At 63.2% G+C, this 17,672-nt stretch carries 16 protein-coding genes; 5 read left to right on the top strand and 11 right to left on the bottom strand.

From position 1 onward, the window contains the following. Nucleotides 1–5 precede the first annotated feature (5 nt). The 3 genes from BLU54_RS02065 to BLU54_RS02055 are packed head-to-tail and all read right to left on the bottom strand — an operon-like array spanning nucleotide 6 to nucleotide 4,124. A complete protein-coding gene (locus BLU54_RS02065) occupies nucleotides 6–1,691 on the bottom strand; it encodes an electron transfer flavoprotein-ubiquinone oxidoreductase (RefSeq protein WP_091904031.1) in 1,686 nt (561 codons plus the stop codon). Next, a complete protein-coding gene (locus BLU54_RS02060) occupies nucleotides 1,688–2,935 on the bottom strand; it encodes a CaiB/BaiF CoA transferase family protein (RefSeq protein WP_091904029.1) in 1,248 nt (415 codons plus the stop codon). Before BLU54_RS02060 ends, BLU54_RS02065 begins: the two co-directional genes overlap by 4 nt. 1 nt (nucleotide 2,936) lies before the next feature. Beyond that, a complete protein-coding gene (locus BLU54_RS02055) occupies nucleotides 2,937–4,124 on the bottom strand; it encodes an acyl-CoA dehydrogenase (protein WP_091904026.1) in 1,188 nt (395 codons plus the stop codon). 131 nt (nucleotides 4,125–4,255) lie between these two features. Between BLU54_RS02055 and BLU54_RS02050 the strand changes: the two genes are divergently transcribed. Beyond that, nucleotides 4,256–5,167 (top strand): LysR family transcriptional regulator, encoded by a 912-nt coding sequence (locus tag BLU54_RS02050; protein WP_091904024.1) that lies wholly within the window; start codon nucleotides 4,256–4,258, stop codon nucleotides 5,165–5,167. Between the two features lie 40 nt (nucleotides 5,168–5,207). Here the strand turns inward: BLU54_RS02050 and BLU54_RS02045 are convergent, their stop codons facing one another. The 8 genes from BLU54_RS02045 to BLU54_RS02010 form a co-directional block, all read right to left on the bottom strand. Continuing rightward, nucleotides 5,208–6,140: an electron transfer flavoprotein subunit alpha/FixB family protein gene (locus BLU54_RS02045; RefSeq protein WP_091904022.1), complete on the bottom strand. Its 933-nt coding sequence runs from the start codon at nucleotides 6,138–6,140 to the stop codon at nucleotides 5,208–5,210. 15 nt (nucleotides 6,141–6,155) lie between these two features. Continuing rightward, complete coding sequence (locus BLU54_RS02040) at nucleotides 6,156–6,905, bottom strand: electron transfer flavoprotein subunit beta/FixA family protein (protein ID WP_091904020.1); 750 nt, start codon at nucleotides 6,903–6,905, stop codon at nucleotides 6,156–6,158. 73 nt (nucleotides 6,906–6,978) lie between these two features. Beyond that, on the bottom strand, nucleotides 6,979–8,139 hold the full coding sequence (locus tag BLU54_RS02035) for a porin (RefSeq protein ID WP_091904017.1): 1,161 nt from the start codon (nucleotides 8,137–8,139) through the stop codon (nucleotides 6,979–6,981). A 223-nt stretch (nucleotides 8,140–8,362) separates the two neighbouring features. After that, nucleotides 8,363–9,235, bottom strand: a complete 873-nt coding sequence (locus BLU54_RS02030) for an isocitrate lyase/PEP mutase family protein (RefSeq protein WP_091904507.1) — start codon at nucleotides 9,233–9,235, stop codon at nucleotides 8,363–8,365. Between the two features lie 5 nt (nucleotides 9,236–9,240). After that, a complete protein-coding gene (locus BLU54_RS02025) occupies nucleotides 9,241–10,647 on the bottom strand; it encodes an FAD-dependent oxidoreductase (RefSeq protein WP_407919389.1) in 1,407 nt (468 codons plus the stop codon). Nucleotide 10,648: 1 nt separating this feature from the next. Then, a complete protein-coding gene (locus BLU54_RS02020) occupies nucleotides 10,649–11,167 on the bottom strand; it encodes a LeuD/DmdB family oxidoreductase small subunit (protein WP_407919388.1) in 519 nt (172 codons plus the stop codon). Then, on the bottom strand, nucleotides 11,164–12,429 hold the full coding sequence (locus BLU54_RS02015; RefSeq protein ID WP_091904015.1) for a 3-isopropylmalate dehydratase large subunit: 1,266 nt from the start codon (nucleotides 12,427–12,429) through the stop codon (nucleotides 11,164–11,166). Before BLU54_RS02015 ends, BLU54_RS02020 begins: the two co-directional genes overlap by 4 nt. A 147-nt stretch (nucleotides 12,430–12,576) precedes the next feature. After that, the gene (locus tag BLU54_RS02010; protein WP_091904500.1) at nucleotides 12,577–13,356 is read right to left on the bottom strand and encodes a GntR family transcriptional regulator; all 780 of its coding nucleotides are present in this window, start codon (nucleotides 13,354–13,356) and stop codon (nucleotides 12,577–12,579) included. 199 nt (nucleotides 13,357–13,555) lie between these two features. Here BLU54_RS02010 and BLU54_RS02005 point away from each other — a divergent pair, with 199 nt between their 5' ends. The 4 genes from BLU54_RS02005 (at nucleotide 13,556) to BLU54_RS01990 (ending at nucleotide 17,670) form a co-directional block, all read left to right on the top strand. Further along, a complete protein-coding gene (locus tag BLU54_RS02005; protein WP_091904013.1) occupies nucleotides 13,556–14,917 on the top strand; it encodes an MmgE/PrpD family protein in 1,362 nt (453 codons plus the stop codon). 178 nt (nucleotides 14,918–15,095) lie between these two features. Further along, entirely contained in the window at nucleotides 15,096–15,833 is a 738-nt protein-coding gene (locus BLU54_RS02000; RefSeq protein WP_235837743.1) for an isochorismatase family protein, read from the top strand. Beyond that, complete coding sequence (locus tag BLU54_RS01995; protein WP_091904008.1) at nucleotides 15,830–16,744, top strand: polysaccharide deacetylase family protein; 915 nt, start codon at nucleotides 15,830–15,832, stop codon at nucleotides 16,742–16,744. The genes BLU54_RS02000 and BLU54_RS01995 overlap by 4 nt, the downstream gene beginning before the upstream one ends. Next, a complete protein-coding gene (locus BLU54_RS01990; RefSeq protein ID WP_091904006.1) occupies nucleotides 16,741–17,670 on the top strand; it encodes a polysaccharide deacetylase family protein in 930 nt (309 codons plus the stop codon). Before BLU54_RS01995 ends, BLU54_RS01990 begins: the two co-directional genes overlap by 4 nt. Nucleotides 17,671–17,672 lie beyond the last annotated feature (2 nt).

Raw genomic sequence — 17,672 nt, 5'->3', positions numbered from 1 at the left:
GGCTGTCACATGTTCGGGTAGTTAGGCCCGCCACCGCCTTCCGGCGTCACCCACACGATGTTCTGTGTCGGGTCCTTGATGTCGCAGGTCTTGCAGTGTACGCAGTTCTGCGCGTTGATGACCAGTCGGTCGCCGCTCTCGCCGTCCCTGACGAACTCGTAGACGGCAGCCGGGCAGAAGCGCGCCTCGGGGCCAGCGTAGGTCCGCAGGTTCACGTCGACCGGCACGCTGGCGTCCTTGAGCGTCAGATGCGCTGGCTGGTTCTCTTCATGATTCGTATTCGAGATAAATACGGACGAGAGCCGATCGAAGGTCAGCTTGCCATCGGGCTTCGGATACTCGATCGGCTTGCACAGCGAGGCGGGCCGCAGCATTTCGTGATCGCGGTGCTGGTGATGCAGTGTCCACGGCACCTTGCCGCCCAGCAGCTTCTGCTCGATACCAACCATCAGCGTGCCGACATACAAGCCCTTGCTCATCCACTGCTTGAAGTTGCGCGCGCGATGCAGCTCGTCATGCAGCCATGAGCGCTTGAAAGCCTCTGGATAAGCGCTGAGCGCGTCGCCCTCGCGGCCTGCCTGTATTGCGCCGAATGCAGCTTCCGCCGCCAGCATGCCGGTCTTGATCGCCGCGTGGCTGCCCTTGATGCGCGAGGCATTCAAAAAACCGGCATCGTCGCCCACCAGCGCGCCACCCGGGAAGACAAACTTTGGCAGGGACATCAGACCGCCCGCCGTGATCGCGCGTGCGCCGTACGAGACGCGCTTGCCACCTTCCAGGAATTTGCGGATTTCCGGATGCGTTTTGTAGCGCTGGAATTCCTCGAACGGCGAGAGGTACGGGTTCTGGTAGCCGAGCCCGACCACGAAGCCGATCGCCACCTGGTTCGCGTTCATGTGATACAGGAACGAGCCGCCGTAGGTGCTGGTGTCCAGCGGCCAGCCGGCGGTGTGGATCACCAGGCCGGGCTGGTGCTGCGCAGAATCGATTTGCCACAGTTCCTTGATGCCGATGCCGTACGTCTGTGGATCGGCCTCGCTGTCGAGCCTGAACCGTTCATTCAATTGCCGGCCGAGATGCCCGCGCGCGCCTTCGCAGAAAAGGGTGTACTTCGCGTGCAGTTCCATGCCGAGCTGGAAGTTGCCGGTAGGCTCGCCGTCCTTGCCAACACCGACGTTGCCCGTCGCCACGCCCTTCACCGAACCATTGTCGTGGTACAGAACCTCGGCGGCCGGGAAACCGGGAAAGATTTCAACACCAAGCGCCTCGGCTTGCTGGCCGAGCCAGCGCGTGACGTTGGCGAGGCTGACCACATAGTTGCCGTGATTCTTGAAATTGTCGGGCAGCGCCCAGTTCGGGGTCCGCACGGCGCCCCGCTCCGTCAGAAACAGGAATCGGTCTTCGCTGACCTCGACGTTCAGCGGTGCGCCCTGCTCCTTCCAGTCGGGAATCAGCTCGCTGATGGCGCGCGGGTCCATCACCGCGCCCGACAGAATGTGGGCGCCGATTTCCGAGCCCTTTTCCAGTACGCAAACGCCGATCTCGACGCCCTTCTCGGCAGCCAACTGCTTGAGCCGGATGGCGGCCGACAGTCCGGCCGGGCCACCGCCGACGATCACGACGTCGTATTCCATCGTTTCGCGCGGGCCGTACTGCGCGATGAGTTGCATGGTGTCGCTGGCACGCGTCATACGATTCTTTTCTGGTGCAGATCGGCGATGTCCGCCTGCGTCATCTCAAGCCAGCCGCTCAGCACCTCAGCCGTGTGCTCGCCGAGCGTCGGCGGCGGACGCCGGTATTGCACCGGCGACTCGGACATCCGTATCGGGTTCGCGACGAGTGGCACCTGTTCCGCCAGCGCATGAGGCATCTCGATGCGCATCTCCCGAGCCTGCACGTGAGGATCGGCGAATACCTTGTCGAGGCTGTTGATCGGCCCGCACGGCACGCCTGCGGCTTCCATCACTGCAATCCACTCGCCAGTGGGACGGCCGACGGTAACGCCGCGAATCAGCTCGATCAAGTCGTCCCGGTGCTTGACGCGCTGGGGATTGGTCGCGAAGCGCGCGTCGGCGGCCCAATCAGGCCTGCCCAGCGACTTGCACAGCTTGCCGAACTGCCCGTCATTGCCCACCGCAATGATCATGTAGCCATCGGCCGTCGGGAAGTCCTGGTAGGGCACGATGCTCGGGTGCGCGTTGCCCATGCGTCGCGGAACCATGCCACCGACCAGAAAGTTCGCGGCCTGGTTCGCGAGGCATGCGATCTGCACGTCGAGCAGCGCCAGATCGATGTGCTGGCCCTCGCCCGAACGCTCGCGGCGCGCCAGCGCCGCCAGGACCGCGACCGTCGCGTAGAGCCCTGTCATTACATCCGTCAGCGCCACGCCCACCTTCATCGGCCCCTCGCCTTCGCTGCCGTCGGCACGACCGGTCAGGCTCATCAGGCCGCCCATGCCCTGGATCAGGAAGTCATACCCCGCTCGCGCCGCGTACGGCCCGGTCTGGCCGAAGCCAGTGATCGAGCAATAGATGAGTCGCGGATTCGCTGCCTTGAGGCTCGCGTAATCGAGACCGTACTGCGCCAGCCCGCCGACCTTGAAATTCTCGAGCACGACGTCCGCCTTGCTGGCGAGTTGCCTGACGATCTGCTGGCCTTCCGGGTCGCTGAGATCGATGGTGATCGAGCGCTTGTTGCGATTGGCGCTCAGATAGTAGGCGGACTCGCTGGTGGCCTGCCCTTCCGCGTCGCTGAGCCAGGGCGGGCCCCATGCACGCGTGTCGTCGCCGGCGCCGGGACGCTCCACCTTGACCACGTCCGCGCCGAGATCGGCGAGCAACTGGCCGGCCCACGGGCCGGCCAGCACCCGGGAAAGATCGAGCACGCGCAGCCCGCTCAACGCGCCCGGTTGCAAGGTGTCGTTGATGGACGGCATATCAGAACGCGGCGATGCCGGTGATCGCGCGTCCGAGAATCAACGCGTGGATGTCGTGCGTGCCTTCGTACGTGTTGACGACTTCGAGATTGACCAGGTGCCGCGCCACGCCGAATTCGTCGCTGATGCCGTTGCCGCCCAGCATGTCGCGCGCGACGCGGGCGATATCGAGCGCCTTGCCGCACGAATTGCGCTTCATGATCGACGTGATCTCGACCGCCGCCGTACCCTCGTCCTTCATGCGGCCCAAACGCAGGCAGCCTTGCAAACCGAGCGTGATTTCCGTCTGCATATCGGCGAGCTTCTTCTGGACCAACTGGTTTGCCGCCAGCGGCTTGCCGAACTGCCTGCGATCCAGCACATATTGGCGCGCCCGATGCCAGCAATCCTCGGCCGCACCCAGTGCGCCCCAGGCGATGCCGTAGCGGGCGCTGTTCAGGCAGGTGAACGGTCCCTTCAGACCGCGCACGTCGGGGAACGCGTTCTCTTCAGGACAGAACACTTCGTCCATCACGATCTCGCCAGTGATCGACGCGCGCAGGCCGACCTTGCCGTGGATCGCGGGCGCCGACAATCCCTTCCAACCCTTCTCCAGCACGAAGCCTCGGATCTTGCCCTCGTCGTCCTTGGCCCAGACGACGAACACGTCGGCGATCGGGCTGTTGGTGATCCACATCTTGCTGCCTGAGAGTTGATAGCCGCCGGGCACCTTCTTCGCCCGCGTCATCATGTTGCCGGGGTCGGAACCATGATTCGGCTCGGTCAGGCCGAAGCAACCGATCCACTCGCCGGCCGCGAGCTTCGGCAGGTACTTCTGCTTCGTCGCCTCGTTGCCGAACGTTTCGATCGGCACCATCACGAGCGACGATTGCACGCTCATCATCGAGCGATATCCGGAATCGACACGCTCCACCTCGCGCGCCACCAGCCCGTAGCAAACGTAGTTCAGCCCTGCGCCACCGTAGGCCTCGGAAATCGTCGCGCCCAGCAGGCCCAGCTCGCCCATCTCACGGAAGATCTTCGGGTCGGTGCTTTCGTTGCGAAAAGCATCCAGCACGCGCGGCGCCAGTCGTTCCTGGCAATACGTATGCGCGGAATCGCGGACCATGCGCTCGTCTTCCGTCAACTGCTGATCGAGAAGGAGCGGATCGTCCCATTGGAACGCTGCCGACTTGTGTTGATTGCTCATTTCTAACTCGCAGGAGAATGGGTCGCGTTGCTAATCTATCGATGTCGATATGCTGGGGCAAACGATTTGTTCGCACTAACCTGTGCCAAAATTGCACAAGTCAGTTACTTCCCGCCACAGCCTACGCCGCCATGCGCCGCAAAATCCCGTCCACCACCGCCCTTTCCGCATTCGAAGCCGCGGCTCGCCACCAAAGCTTCACCAAGGCCGCGGACGAACTGGCCGTCACGCAGGGCGCGGTCTGCCGACAGATCGCCGCGCTGGAGGAGTTTCTTGGTTTGAAACTGTTTCGCCGCGACCGGCGCGGCGTGGCGCTGACCGACGCGGGACAGGCGTACAGCCGCAAGGTCGCGCTGCGCCTCGACGACGTCGAGCAGGACACGCTCGACGTCATGGCCAAGGGTGGCCACGGCGGCACGCTCGAACTCGCCGTCGTGCCGACCTTCGCGACCAAGTGGCTGTTGCCGCGATTGCCGGACTTCATTGCCGCGCACCCGGAAATCACCGTCAATCTGACCGCCAGCACACGCCCGTTCCTGTTCGACGACACGCAGTTCGATGCGGCGATCCACGCGGGCGTCGCGATCTGGCCAGGCACGGAGGGGCGCTTCCTGATGAGCGAAACGCTGCTCGCCGTGTGCAGCCCGGCCCTCATCGCGCCACGGTCGACTCTGGCAGCCACCGACTGGCAGCGCTATCCGCTGCTGCAGCAGAGCACGCGCCCCTACGCATGGCGCGACTGGTTCGCGTCACGCGGGCTGCAAGTGGCCGGTGACATGTCGGGCCCCAAGCTCGAGCTTTTTTCGATGCTGGCCGAGGCGGCCGTGTATGGCGTCGGCATTGCATTGATTCCACGCCTGCTGATCGAGGATGAGCTACGACGCGGTGCCCTTGTGCCCGCGGATCAATACGAACAGTTGAGCGATCGCTCCTACCATTTTCTCTACCCCGAGCGAAAGTCCGAGAACACCGCACTGACGGTGTTTCGGGATTGGCTGGAGCAGCAGGCAGGTCAATACGGGACGGCCTCGCGTTCGGCGTAAGCCATGCGCTGCCGCCCGCTTCGTCGAGGGCCAGCCGCGATCAGACCGCGTTGGCAAGCTCGGGCACGGCCGCGAACAAATCGCCGACCAGACCGTAGTCGGCCACGCCGAAGATCGGCGCTTCCCCGTCCTTGTTGATCGCGACGATCACTTTCGAATCCTTCATGCCTGCCAGGTGCTGGATTGCTCCTGAGATGCCCACCGCGATGTAAAGCTGCGGCGCCACGATCTTGCCGGTCTGACCAACCTGGTAGTCGTTCGGCGCGAAGCCCGCATCCACAGCCGCGCGCGAGGCACCCAACGCAGCGTTGAGCTTGTCCGCAAGCGGTTCCAGCACCCGCGTGTACTGCTCGCCGCTACCGAGACCGCGGCCGCCCGACACGATGATCTTCGCGCTGGTCAGTTCCGGGCGGTCGAGTTTCGTGACCTCGCGGCTGATGAACTGAGAGCGCCCGCTGTCTGCCGCCGCTTCGAGCGCTTCGATCACAGCGCCGCCGCCAACCGCCGCGACGGGCTCGAATGCCGTCGTACGAACCGTGATGACCTTGATCGCATCGGCGGACTGCACGGTCGCGATCGCATTGCCCGCGTAGATCGGGCGTTCGAAAGTATCCGACGTGAGCACGGCCGTGATGTCACTGATCTGCGCAACGTCAAGCTTCGCGGCGATGCGCGGCGCGACGTTCCTGCCTGCCGGCGTTGCCGGTGCCAGAATGTGTGAATAGTCTCTTGCAATCGCCAGCACGGTCGCCTCGACATTCTCGGCCAGCCCGTGTTCGAGCTGCGGTGCATCGGCCAGCCACACCTTCGCAACGCCAGCGATGGTGGCGGCGGACTCGGCAACGCCTTGCGCATTGCGACCGGCCACCAGCACGTGTACCTCGCCGCCCAACCGCTGTGCCGCCGCTACGGCGTTGAGCGTCACCGCCTTGAGCGACTGATTGTCGTGTTCCGCAATAACGAGATTGGTCATTCCGCTCTGTCTCCCTTACAGCGCATTCGCTTCTTTGCGAAGCTTGTCAACCAGCGTTGCGACATCCGGCACGCGGACCCCAGCGGCGCGGCGCGGCGGCTCAACGACTCGCAGCGTCTTGACGCGCGGCGCCACGTCCACCCCAAGTGCTTCAGGTGTAATGGTCTGCAACGGCTTCTTCTTCGCCTTCATGATGTTCGGCAGCGTCACATAGCGCGGCTCGTTCAGACGCAGATCGGTCGTCACCACTGCCGGCAAGGACAGCGATAGCGTTTCCGTGCCGCCATCGACCTCTCTTGAAACGGCAATCCTGCCGTCGGCGAAGGTCACCTTCGATGCGAATGTCGCTTGCGGCAGGCTTGCCAACGCGGCCAGCATCTGGCCAGTCTGGTTCGAGTCGTCATCGATGGCCTGCTTGCCAAGGATGATCAACGACGGTTGCTCGGTGTCAACGAGCGCCTTGAGCACCTTCGCCACGGCCAGCGGTTGCAGCTCCGCGTCCGAGGCAACGTGGATCGCGCGATCCGCACCGATCGCCAGTGCGGCGCGCAGCGTTTCCTGTACGGGCGTGATGCCGCAGGAGACCGCCACCACTTCAGTCGCCACGCCCGCGTCCTTCAGCCGCACGGCCTCTTCCACGGCGATTTCGTCGAACGGATTCATCGACATCTTGGTATTTCCGATGTCGACACCGGACCCGTCGTACTTCACGCCCACTTTCACGTTCGGATCGACGACCCGTTTTACTGCAACAAGAACTTTCATCTCGGAAGTCGATTTATTTGATGAAGGCCGTATCTCGCGCCAACCGACTGGCGAGCAGCCGGTCCGTTGCTTCCTAGAAGCGGTGACGAATCGCCAGCCGAACCAGCACCTGCTTGTTCGTCGACGAATCGCCGAGATTGCTGATATTTGCCACCGCACGCTGTCCCAGCGAATTCTTCCCTGAGGCGATCTGGTAGCCGATCGCACCATAGATGTCGGTTCGCTTGGAAAGCAGATAATCGGTGGCCCAGGAGAACTGGTTGTAGTGCTGGTTGCCTACATCGCCATCGCCCGCTTTCCCAACAGCCGCGCCCTTCAGGTAGTCGTACGCCAGACCTGTCGAAAGGAACGGGCTGATCCTGTACGAGATCGCAACATCGAAATTGTGGAATTTCGCGGCGCTGTTGCTGAAACTTCCACCGAGATTGCCGTACTCGGTGTTCGAATAAGAGCCAGCAACCGTCCACTTGTCGGTAATCACATAGCTGGCCGCGACCATCGCCACCTGGTATGACTGAGCGACCTGGTAACCGGAGTTCAGCGAACCGCTCAGGTTCGATGCGCCGCTCTGGTTGTCCGTAAACAGGCCCCTGCCTGCCGTGGCCGTGGGGTTCTTGAAGAACTGATACGCTGCCGCTACCTTGAATCCACCGGTCGTGTAACCGGCGCCCAGCGAATAGCCACTTTGCGAGGTGAAGTCGCCCGCCACACCACCGAAGCTGTATAGGCCGCCGAACGTGAAGCCGCGAAACGACGGGCTCATGTAGCGGACGGTGTTGTTCCACCGAATCGAGTTCGCCGCGTTGTCGAGATCCCCTGGATGCACGGAAGTCGGCCCCCCCATCAGCGCATACCCGGAAATGAATTCCGGGAAATAGAACACCATGTCGTACTGACGACCCATGGTCACGCTGCCGTATTGGGCGCTCTTGATCCCGACGAACGCCTGGCGACCGAACATCGTTCCCCCCTGCGCCGACTGTCCGCTGGGCATGTTGATGCCCGATTCAACGGTGAAGATCGCCTGGACCCCGCCACCCAGATCTTCCGCGCCCGTGATGCCCCAACGACTGCCGTACGGGCCCGACACCGAATCCATCGAAAATTTCTTGCCGGCGCCCGCATTGTTTTGAAAATGCAGGCCTTCGTCCAGGATGCCGTACAACGTCACCGAAGACTGGGCATTGGCGAACAGGGGCACCACGCCCAAAACGGTCAAGACGAACTTCTTCATCGCGAGTCTCCACTCCTATTTTTTATTGAATTCGTACTACTACAGGTCGTGCGTGCTCAATCACCGCATCGAAAGATGCGCGTGTCGGGCTCAAGCTGATCGACTTCGGTGGCGTCTTACGCGGTCGGCGACGGTATCGCCGCAGCCGCAAGCGGTGGACGCCGACCGAGGATCAGGCGCGGAATTAAAAGCAAATCGCGACCGACCGCAACGCAGCTCGAAATTAGGCCGCGCCGTCGTATTTCTGGCCCGTCGCCATCAATTCTGGCGTGCCGATCAACTCGTTGAGGGCATCGAAATCGAGCATGCGATCGCGCCAAGGCAAGGTGCACCGTTGCCGGTGCAGACTGCCGTAATAGTCGCGCAGCATGAATGCGGCGGCGCGCGCCGTGCCGCCTGGGAAAATCACGATTCGGAAACCGATCGAACTCAGCTCGTCCGCGCTTTTTACAGGTGTCTTGCCGCCCTCGACCATGTTCGCCAACAACGGAATCCGCTGGGCGAAGCGGTCGCATGCCTGCTTCATCTGCTCTGGAGTACGTAGCGCTTCGATGAAAAGAGCATCCACTCCGCATTCGAGATAGGCTTCGGCCCGTTCCAGCGCCTGCTCAAACCCCTCGACCGCCAATGCATCGGTGCGGGCGAGTATCAGGGTCTGCTCGGACTGGCGGGCATCGAGCGCGGCGCGCAGCTTGCCGCACATCTCGGCTGCGGGAATCACGCCCTTGCCGTTCAAATGACCGCAGCGTTTCGGGAAGGTCTGATCCTCGAGCTGGATCATGGCTGCGCCGGCCCGCTCGAACGCGCGCACCGTGCGCTGTGTATTGAGTGCATTCCCGAAGCCGGTATCGCCATCCACGATGACCGGCGTGGCGACCCGCTCGGTGATCCGCGCCAGCGTGTCCGCCACTTCCGTCGCGGTCGTGAGACCGACGTCCGAGCGGCCCAACCGAGTGTAGGCGATCGACGCGCCCGACAGATACAGCGCGCCGAAGCCCGCCTGCTCCGCAATCAGCGCAGTGAACGCATCGTAAACGCCCGGGGCGAGCACTGCCGTCTCGCCGGAGAGTTGATCCTTCAAGCTGTTGTTCGTCATGATGGTCATTTCTGGATGTGTGCCGCGGCCGTCGCGCCGGCGACCCAGCCACCGCCGACGGCGCTGAGCAGACCGTTGCCCGACAGATAGCCCCATACGTCATTGCCCGATACGCCGCGCGCGGCACCGCCCGCGGCCAGCAGATTCGGGAACGGCGAGCCGTCCTCGCGGAGCACATGACATTCGGCGTCGATGTCGAGCCCGCCCTGCGTATGGAACAGCGCACCGGTGACCTTCACCGCGTAGTACGGCGCTTGCAGCGAACGCTTGAAGGTTCGCCCGAATGCATCCGTGCGGCCGGCCGCGATGCCATCGAGCGTGCGCTGCAGCGTCTCCACCGAGCAGCCAATCAGGGCTGCCAGCGCGGGCACATCCCCGGCTGTCCGAAGCGCACCCGCCTTCTCTGCCTCGACGTAGTCGGGGAACGTGCGTGCAAGCGTCAGAACCGGTTCGTCGAACACATTCCAGGCGAGTGAGCCGGGCTGCGCAAGGACGCCCGTCGCGGCCTCGGAATAGCCGTTGTTCTCGTTCTGGAAGCGCTCGCCGCGTGCGTTGATCTGCACGCCGCCCTCCATCATCACGGCCCACGTCATCAGCGCACCCTGCGGTGTAATCCACGAGCCGTGCCCCTGGTAGCCGCCGAGGTCGGCCGTGCGCGCGTTGAGCGCGCGTCCCCAGGCGATCGCCGAGCCGTCGTTGCCGGTATGACCCGCGAAAGTGGCATCGCGCATGGCGGGGAGAAGCGCGTGCACCATTGCGGCATTGCCGCCGAAGCCGTTGCACGCGAGAATCAGCACGTCGCATGCGACATACGCGATCGTGCCATCCGGTGACGCATAGCCGACGCCCAGCACGCGATCGTCCTCGTCGAGCCAGAGCTCGCGCACGACCGACTCCACCAGCACGTCCGCGCCGGCGGCCGTGGCGGTACGTTCCAGAGACGCCATCAGCGCCGCGCCCGTGCGCTCGGGCGTCGTATGCATACGCCGCGCACGGTGACCCGGATACAGAAAGCCATCCAGGATTTCCAGCTTGATACCGAGACGTTCGAACGTATCGATCGCGCCCGTCACGCCGCGCGTGTAAGCCTGGACCAGGTGCGGCGCCGCCTGCCCGTGAGTTTTCTCGGTGACGTCTTCCGCGAACCGCGTCTGAGAATCGTCGATGCCCAGTTCGCGTTGCAGCCGAGTCTCCGCAGCGGGAATGAAGCCCGACGACAGTGCGGTCGAGCCGCTCGGTATCGAGTCGCGCTCCAGCAAGAGACAATCGATACCGGCGTCGCGCAGCCGAATGGCGGCGGTCAGGCCGCAGGCGCCGGCGCCGACGATGACGGCAGGGATGGCGGGCGTGTCGTCCGGCATCTCGGCAGCGCGCACGATACGGGCTGGATGTTCAGCGAAGTTGTACGTCATCTCACAGTTCCTTGGGCGCTTGACCGAACCGGGCTCGCAGTTGATTGAGCAAACCGCCGGCAGCCACCATGTCGAGCAGAAATGCCGGAATCGGCTCGCAGTCGAGGGTCTTGCCGTTCCCAAGGCGGACGACCGGGCGCGTGTCCTCGACACTCAGGCCCACCGTCTCGCCGTCGCGCAGCTGCGCGGTATCCGGGCAGGTGATCAGAAGCAATCCGAGGTTGAAGGCGTTGCGAAAATACAGTCCGTTGAATGAAGGCGCGATGACCGCCCTGACACCCAACCGCACGAGCGCGCCGGCCGCCTGTTCACGGGACGAACCGATGCCGAAATTCGGGCCGGCGGCGATCACGTCACCGGGCCGGACTTCCGCAGCGAATTCCGGCCGGACCGCTTCGAGGCAATGCGGCGCAATGCCCTCGAGACCCAGCTTCATGTAGGCACCGGGGGCCAACTGGTCGGTATCGATGTCCGCTCCTACCGCCCAGACGCGCGCATCTTGAACGTTGATGGTGTTCACGCCAACACCTCGCGCGGATCGGCGATGCGGCCTTGCAGCGCCGATGCGGCGACCGTGTAGGGAGAGGCCAGATAGACCTGCGCGCTGGCCGATCCCATGCGCCCCTTGAAATTGCGCGCGGTGGTGGCGATCACATTGGCATGGTCGGGAATGCTGCCGCCGTAACCGGAGCACGCGCCACACGCGGTGGGCAGCACTTCGGCGCCGGCCTGGCGCAGCACTTCCATCACACCCTCTGCTTCGGCCTGCCGTTGATCCTGAACACTGGCCGGCGCGACCATCAGCCGGACGCCGGCCGCGGCACGCCGTCCAGCCAGTATCTTCGCTGCGGCGCGCAGATCGTCGAGCTTCGCGCCAGTGCAGGCGCCGATGTAAGCGGCCTGCACGGCGACGTTGTCATACGCGTGGACCGGACGCGTGTTGGCCGGGCTATGCGGTGCGGCCACCTGAGGCGCCAGGTCAGCGGCATTGAAACGATGCGTGGTTGCCTCGGCGTCCTCGTCGCTTTGCCACGGGGCGGTGTCGACGTCGTCGACGCCGACACCTTGCAGCCATGCCCGCGTGGTCTCATCCGCAGCGATCAGTCCCACCTGAGAGCCCATCTCGGCGCTCATATTCGATAACGTCATGCGCTCCTGCATCGATAGCGCCCGCACCGCCTCACCGCAGAACTCGATCGCTTGATATTTACCGCCGTTCATGCCGAAGCGAGCAATCATGTGCAGCGCCATATCCTTGGCCGTCACGCCATCTGGCAAGCGCCCGTCCCACTGCATGCGAATGGTCTCGGGCACGCGCACCCATATTTCCCCGGTCACGACCACGCCGAGCATTTCGGTACTGCCCACGCCGAACATATAGGCACCGAATGCGCCACCTGTCGGCGAATGCGAATCTCCCCCGACACAAAACATCGAGGGCCGGATGTGTCCCTTCTGCGGCAGGACGACGTGGCAGATGCCTTCGCTGTCGTAGACGTTGGGCAATTGCTGCTCGGCCGCCCAGTCCCGCGCAATGCGTACGATGCGGCGCGAATCCTCGTCCTGTGCCGGCACGTAGTGATCGAGGACCAGCACGATCCGCGACTTGTCCCACACCTGCGCTCCCAATTCTTCGAGCATCGGTTTCAGGCGACGCGGGCCCGAGGAATCGTGGAACATCGCCAGGTCGACCTTGCACTTCACGATTTCGCCGGGTACGACATGCGAACGACCGCTGGCCCGGGCAATCAGCTTCTGGGCCAAGTTGGCTGGAGGAGTCATATAAATCGAATGCTCAAGCTGTTATCGGTGGTGCTTCTCGCAGGCACCTTGGTTGCGTCTCGGCATGCGTCGATGCGGCACGTTGGCTGCCCAACCTCAGCCACGTGACGCAAGGCGGCACGACTTGGAATGAGCGCTGCAACGGCTTCAGGGCGTGATTTCGCCCTCGGCGACGCGTGCGTCGATCTCGCCGAACTGCGTCAGTTCCATTTGATATTCGTAGCGGTCCGGACGGTATAGGCCATGGAGCAGTTGCACCGGTCGATCGTTGTTGTCGTAGACCAGCCGTCGGACCGATAGCAACGCGGCGCCGATCGCAACGTCCAGTTCCGCGGCAACGGTTGCGTCGGCCTGACTGGCCGAAATGGTCTGACGGGCTCGCCCCCATTCGACGCCTGATTCCTCAAGCAACTGCAGGACCGGCTTGCGCGCCACGTCGGCGCGCGTGAAATCCGCGGCGCGCTCTACGGGCAGATGGGTGGTGATCAGCGATACCGGGCCCGCGTTGGTACTACGCGTGCGCACGATCTTTCGCACGTCCGCCCCTTCCGCGACCTGCAATGCTTGCGCGAGGGTCGGTGAAGCGCGGATGATGCTCCATTCGAGCACCTTGATCGAGGTTCGACGGCTCGCCTGCACGATGTTGTTCAGCAACCCGCCGAGCCTCAAATTGACGTTGTCGCCTTGCGCGGCCGCTTCCTGCTGCTCGCCGCGCGGCGCCGGCCAGGTGCCACGCCCAGCCTCGCGGACAATCAGTCCCTCGTTGACCAGTTCCTCCAGCGCACGGCGCACAGTGACGCGACCGACGCCAAACTGTTGCGCCAGTTCCTTTTCGGGCGGCACGCCATCGTCGTACTGACCCTCGTCCAGTTTCTGTCGCAGGACGAGGTAGATCTGATGGTATTTCGGGAGCGGCAACGAGTCCATTGTCGGCCTTGCCGCCGTGACCGTCGAGGCGCGTGCCTGCGGAGTGCGCTTCACTTGGAGTTCCAATTGATCGTCGTGCACGCAACCATCGCACGAAGTGATGAACGTTGGTAAATGGTTTATTGTTCTGACGATAGGACAGCTTTGCTAGACTGTCAAGCGCGGACTACGCGCATCGCCTTTCAACCGGAGGAGACACATGCATTATCTCGATACGCTCGGCGCCTTCGCTGCCGACCTGCACTACGCAGCCCTTCCGCAACCTGTTCGCCAGCAATTGGCCTGGGTTCTCGTTGACACGTTGGGCGCGATTGTCGGCGGCTCCGGCGAGCCCGAACTGCGTGCCATGGCACAAGGCGTTTGCCACGGCGAAGGTGCGACATTCATCGGGCTCGGCATGGCAGGTAGTCCGATGGAAGCCGCATTGATCAACGGCACTGCTGGCACGTTCCTGGAGATGGACGAAGGCAACCGGTTCTCGCGCGGTCACCCCGCGATTCATGTTCTTCCAGCGGTGCTTGCGCTGAGCGAAGCGCAGGGCGCCGACGCGCACCGCTTTCTTTCCGGCCTGGCAGTTGGCTATGAGATCGGCTCACGGTTCGGTGCATCGGCACAGTTGCGAGACGCGATGCACGTGCATGGCACGTGGGGCACGTTGGGCGCAGCCGCTGGAAGCGCTCATCTGTTCGGCGCCGACGCCAACCGTATCCGCGAGAGCGTGAATGTCGCATCGTCGATGAGTATCGCAACGTCCAAGAAGACGATGCTGCAAGGCGGTCTGGTTCGCAACGTGTATGCGGGACTTTCCAATAGCAACGGCCTGTTGGCCGCGCAACTGGTTTTGTGCGGTTTCCAGGGCGAAGCAGACGGTCCGGCGTCACTGTTCGGTGAGATCGTCTCGGAGCGTTTCGATCAGGCCACGCTGCTGCGTGGCTTGGGCGACGAATGGCACGTGATGCAGAACTATTTCAAGCTGCATTCGTGCTGCCGCTACAACCACGGTACCTTGGATGCACTCGACGTTCTGGCGGCACGCGGCACCCTGCCAGCCGCGGCCGAGATTTCGTCGGTCGCGGTAACGACCTACAGCTACGCGGCCGAGCTTACCGATCCTTCACCGCGCAACACGTTGGGCGCCAAGTTCTCTGTCCCATTTGCCGTGGCTACGCGCATCGTCAACGGCAGCAGCGGTCTATCCAGTTTCACGGGTGAGGCGATCCGCAATCCCGAAGTGCTCGCGCTGGCTGCCAAGGTGTCGGTCACCGAAGATCCTTCGATGACTGCGCGCCTGCCGCAAGAGCGCCCTGCACGCGTGCGCGTCGTCGACAGCAAAGGCCAGGTCCACGAGGCCGAAGTCGGCGTCAATCGCGGCGACGACGCCTCGCCTTACACGACGCAAGAATTGTCGAGCAAGTTTCTCGATCTGTGCGAGCGCGTGTGGCCGCGTTCGCATGCCGACGCGGTGCTCGACAGCACACTGGCCCTTGGCGATGCGAAGGCGGGTGACGCCGCGAGCTTCCAGAACTGGCTGCAGATGCTGCGCCGTCCAGCCGATCGCTAGCCGATCGCAGGGCGAGCCATCTTGCGACGGCAACCCGCATCGACGTTGCAAATGCCATGGAACATTGACTCCGGCAAAGCGCGGATAAATGTTCTATTGACAGGATAATAATGCACTCGCATCATCACCCCGAGGTATTTCTCGTGCGCTCGGTCCGCCTGACTGGCAGCCATGCTGCGTGATCCGCGACGCCGCCCAACGCTCCCACCACGCCCCCAACACCAAAGACAAGCACATGGAGACTTCCGACAAAACCGCCCGGCAACTGTTCGAGGCGTTCAAGGCGAATCCCACGCGCAAACGCTTCGGCTTCGGCCGGACACCCGCGCTGATCAACGTCGATCCACAAAAGGCCTATACGAGCGTTGGCGAATTCGCGACGGCGTATGAGACCGACCCCAAGCAGATGGAATACACGAACCAGCTTGCCGACGCGTTTCGCGCGAAGGGCTTCCCGGTCGTGTGGACTTACGTCGCCTACATGGACTCGGGCGAGGATTGCGGCATCTGGGGCACGCGCAGTAACACGCCGGACTCGCTGCAGAAAATCAAGGTGGGCTCGGCCCGTTCGCAGTTCGATCCGCGCCTTGTGATCGACCATAAACGCGACATCATCGTCAACAAGCGGATGGCGTCGGCATTCTTCGAAACCAATCTGTCTTCGATCTTCACGTTTCACGGCGTCGATACCGTGGTTGTCACCGGTGGGTCGACGTCGGGCTGCGTGCGCGCCACGGTGGTCGACAGCCTGCAGCGCAGCTTCCGCACGATCGTCGCCGAAGAATGCGTAGCCGACAAACACGAGAGCCCGCACTTCGCGAATCTCTACGATATGGCGGTGAAGTATGCCGACGTGCTGTCCGTGCGCGAGATTCTGGATTCGATCGCCAAGATGCCGGCCAAGGAAGCACGATGAAGCGCGATCCGGATTTCTACGATTACCTGCCCTACGATGCGCGGCCGCGGATCGAGTGGCCGAACGGCGCACGCGTGGCCTTCTGGGTTGCGCCGAACGTCGAGTTCTACGAGCTGAATCCGCCGCGCAATCCGTCGCGCGCTGCATGGTCGCGCCCCGCGCCGGACGTGCAGAACTACTCGTATCGCGACTATGGCAACCGCGTCGGCTTCTGGCGCATGCTCGATGTCATGAAACGCTGTGGCATGCGCGGCTCGGTGTCGCTGAACGTCGCCATGTGCGAGCACCATCCGGAAGTCATCGCGGCCTGCGCTGAAAACGGCTGGGAATTCTATTCTCACGGCACGTACAACACGCGCTATTTGATGGGCATGGATGAGGCGCAGGAACGCGCCGTGATCCAGGATTCCATCGACACGATCAAGAAGCACACCGGCCAGCGCCTCGACGGCTGGTTGGCGCCGGCGCTGACGTACACCGATCGCACGATGGACCTGGTGGCCGAAATGGGCCTGACCTATGTGTGCGACCTGTTCCATGACGATCAACCGGGCCCGGTCAAGACAGCGAAGGGAAAGCTTGCCTCGATCCCTTACTCGCTCGAAATGAACGACACGATCGTCTACAACGTGAATCAGGTTTCGCCTCGTCGTTACGGCGACATCATCAAACGCCAATTCGACCGACTGTATCGCGAAGGCGAGCGCTCGGGCACGGTGATGTGTATTCCGCTGCATCCCTATCTTATCGGCCAGCCGTATCGACTCGCGGCCTTCGAGGAAGCTTTGCAGTACATCACTAGCCACGACAAGGTCTGGCTGGCGACCGGCCGCGAGATCGCCGAGCACTTCAACACCCACTACTACGACGCGTTCGCGAAGGCAGCGCATGCTGTCGGAGAAGCACCATGAGCCTCGACGAAGCCTATCTGGACTATCCGCTGCGCCGCTATGGGATGGATCACGAGCGCTATGCGTGGTCGATGTTGCCGCAGCGTCAGGGCGTGCGTTGGGGCAACGGCAATCGCGTCGCGCTGTGGATCGTCCCGGCCCTCGAATGGTTCCCGCTGAACATGCAAGGCAAGCCGTTCAAGCCCATGGGCGCGATGCAAACGGCCTACCCGGATTTTCGGCACTATACGCTGCGCGACTACGGCAACCGTGTCGGCATCTTCCGCATCATGGCGGCCCTCGAAAGGCACGGACTCAAGGCGACGGCCGCGATGAACGCCGCTGTCGCCGCGCGGTATCCCGCCTTGGTGAAGGCGTGCGTCGATCGCGGCTGGGAAATCATCGCGAACGGCCTCGATATGGATCACCTGCACCACGGTGGCTTGGGCGAGGATGAAGAACGCGACCTCATCGCACGCTCTCTCGCCATCCTACGCGCAGCGTCCGGTCAGGCGGTGCGCGGCTGGCTGAGTCCGGCCAAGTCGGAATCGTGGCATACGCCCGATCTGCTCAAGGAAGCCGGCGTCGATTATCTCTGCGACTGGGTCAATGATGATCTGCCCTACGCGATGAACACGCGCGCGGGCCAGATCCACGCGATGCCACACCCGATCGACATCGATGACGCGACGATCCTGGTTCAAAACCACCACACCGAAGACGATTTCCGCGACCAACTGATCGACCAATTCGATCTCGTTTACAAGGAATCGAGCACGGAAGCGGGTCGTGTGATGGCGATCTCCCTGCATCCGTGGGTGATCGGGCAGCCGTATCGCATTCGCGCCCTCGAAGAAGCCCTGGCTCATATCACGCGACACCGTGGTGTGTGGTCGGCGACAGGCAGCGAAATCCTCGATGCCTGGAAGGCCGGCCAGCCCGCCTGATG

The sequence above is a fragment of the Chitinasiproducens palmae genome (assembly GCF_900095735.1).
GTDB classification, from domain to species: Bacteria; Pseudomonadota; Gammaproteobacteria; order Burkholderiales; family Burkholderiaceae; genus Chitinasiproducens; species Chitinasiproducens palmae.
This window is presented reverse-complemented; position numbering and strand designations above follow the sequence as displayed.

Coding starts and splice junctions, on each gene's coding strand:
- BLU54_RS02065 (WP_091904031.1), bottom strand. CDS start 1,691: ATGACGCGTGCCAGCGACACCATGCAACTCATCGCGCAGTACGGCCCG.
- BLU54_RS02060 (WP_091904029.1), bottom strand. CDS start 2,935: ATGCCGTCCATCAACGACACCTTGCAACCGGGCGCGTTGAGCGGGCTG.
- BLU54_RS02055 (WP_091904026.1), bottom strand. CDS start 4,124: ATGAGCAATCAACACAAGTCGGCAGCGTTCCAATGGGACGATCCGCTC.
- BLU54_RS02050 (WP_091904024.1), top strand. CDS start 4,256: ATGCGCCGCAAAATCCCGTCCACCACCGCCCTTTCCGCATTCGAAGCC.
- BLU54_RS02045 (WP_091904022.1), bottom strand. CDS start 6,140: ATGACCAATCTCGTTATTGCGGAACACGACAATCAGTCGCTCAAGGCG.
- BLU54_RS02040 (WP_091904020.1), bottom strand. CDS start 6,905: ATGAAAGTTCTTGTTGCAGTAAAACGGGTCGTCGATCCGAACGTGAAA.
- BLU54_RS02035 (WP_091904017.1), bottom strand. CDS start 8,139: ATGAAGAAGTTCGTCTTGACCGTTTTGGGCGTGGTGCCCCTGTTCGCC.
- BLU54_RS02030 (WP_091904507.1), bottom strand. CDS start 9,235: ATGACGAACAACAGCTTGAAGGATCAACTCTCCGGCGAGACGGCAGTG.
- BLU54_RS02025 (WP_407919389.1), bottom strand. CDS start 10,647: ATGACGTACAACTTCGCTGAACATCCAGCCCGTATCGTGCGCGCTGCC.
- BLU54_RS02015 (WP_091904015.1), bottom strand. CDS start 12,429: ATGACTCCTCCAGCCAACTTGGCCCAGAAGCTGATTGCCCGGGCCAGC.
- BLU54_RS02010 (WP_091904500.1), bottom strand. CDS start 13,356: ATGGACTCGTTGCCGCTCCCGAAATACCATCAGATCTACCTCGTCCTG.
- BLU54_RS02005 (WP_091904013.1), top strand. CDS start 13,556: ATGCATTATCTCGATACGCTCGGCGCCTTCGCTGCCGACCTGCACTAC.
- BLU54_RS01995 (WP_091904008.1), top strand. CDS start 15,830: ATGAAGCGCGATCCGGATTTCTACGATTACCTGCCCTACGATGCGCGG.
- BLU54_RS01990 (WP_091904006.1), top strand. CDS start 16,741: ATGAGCCTCGACGAAGCCTATCTGGACTATCCGCTGCGCCGCTATGGG.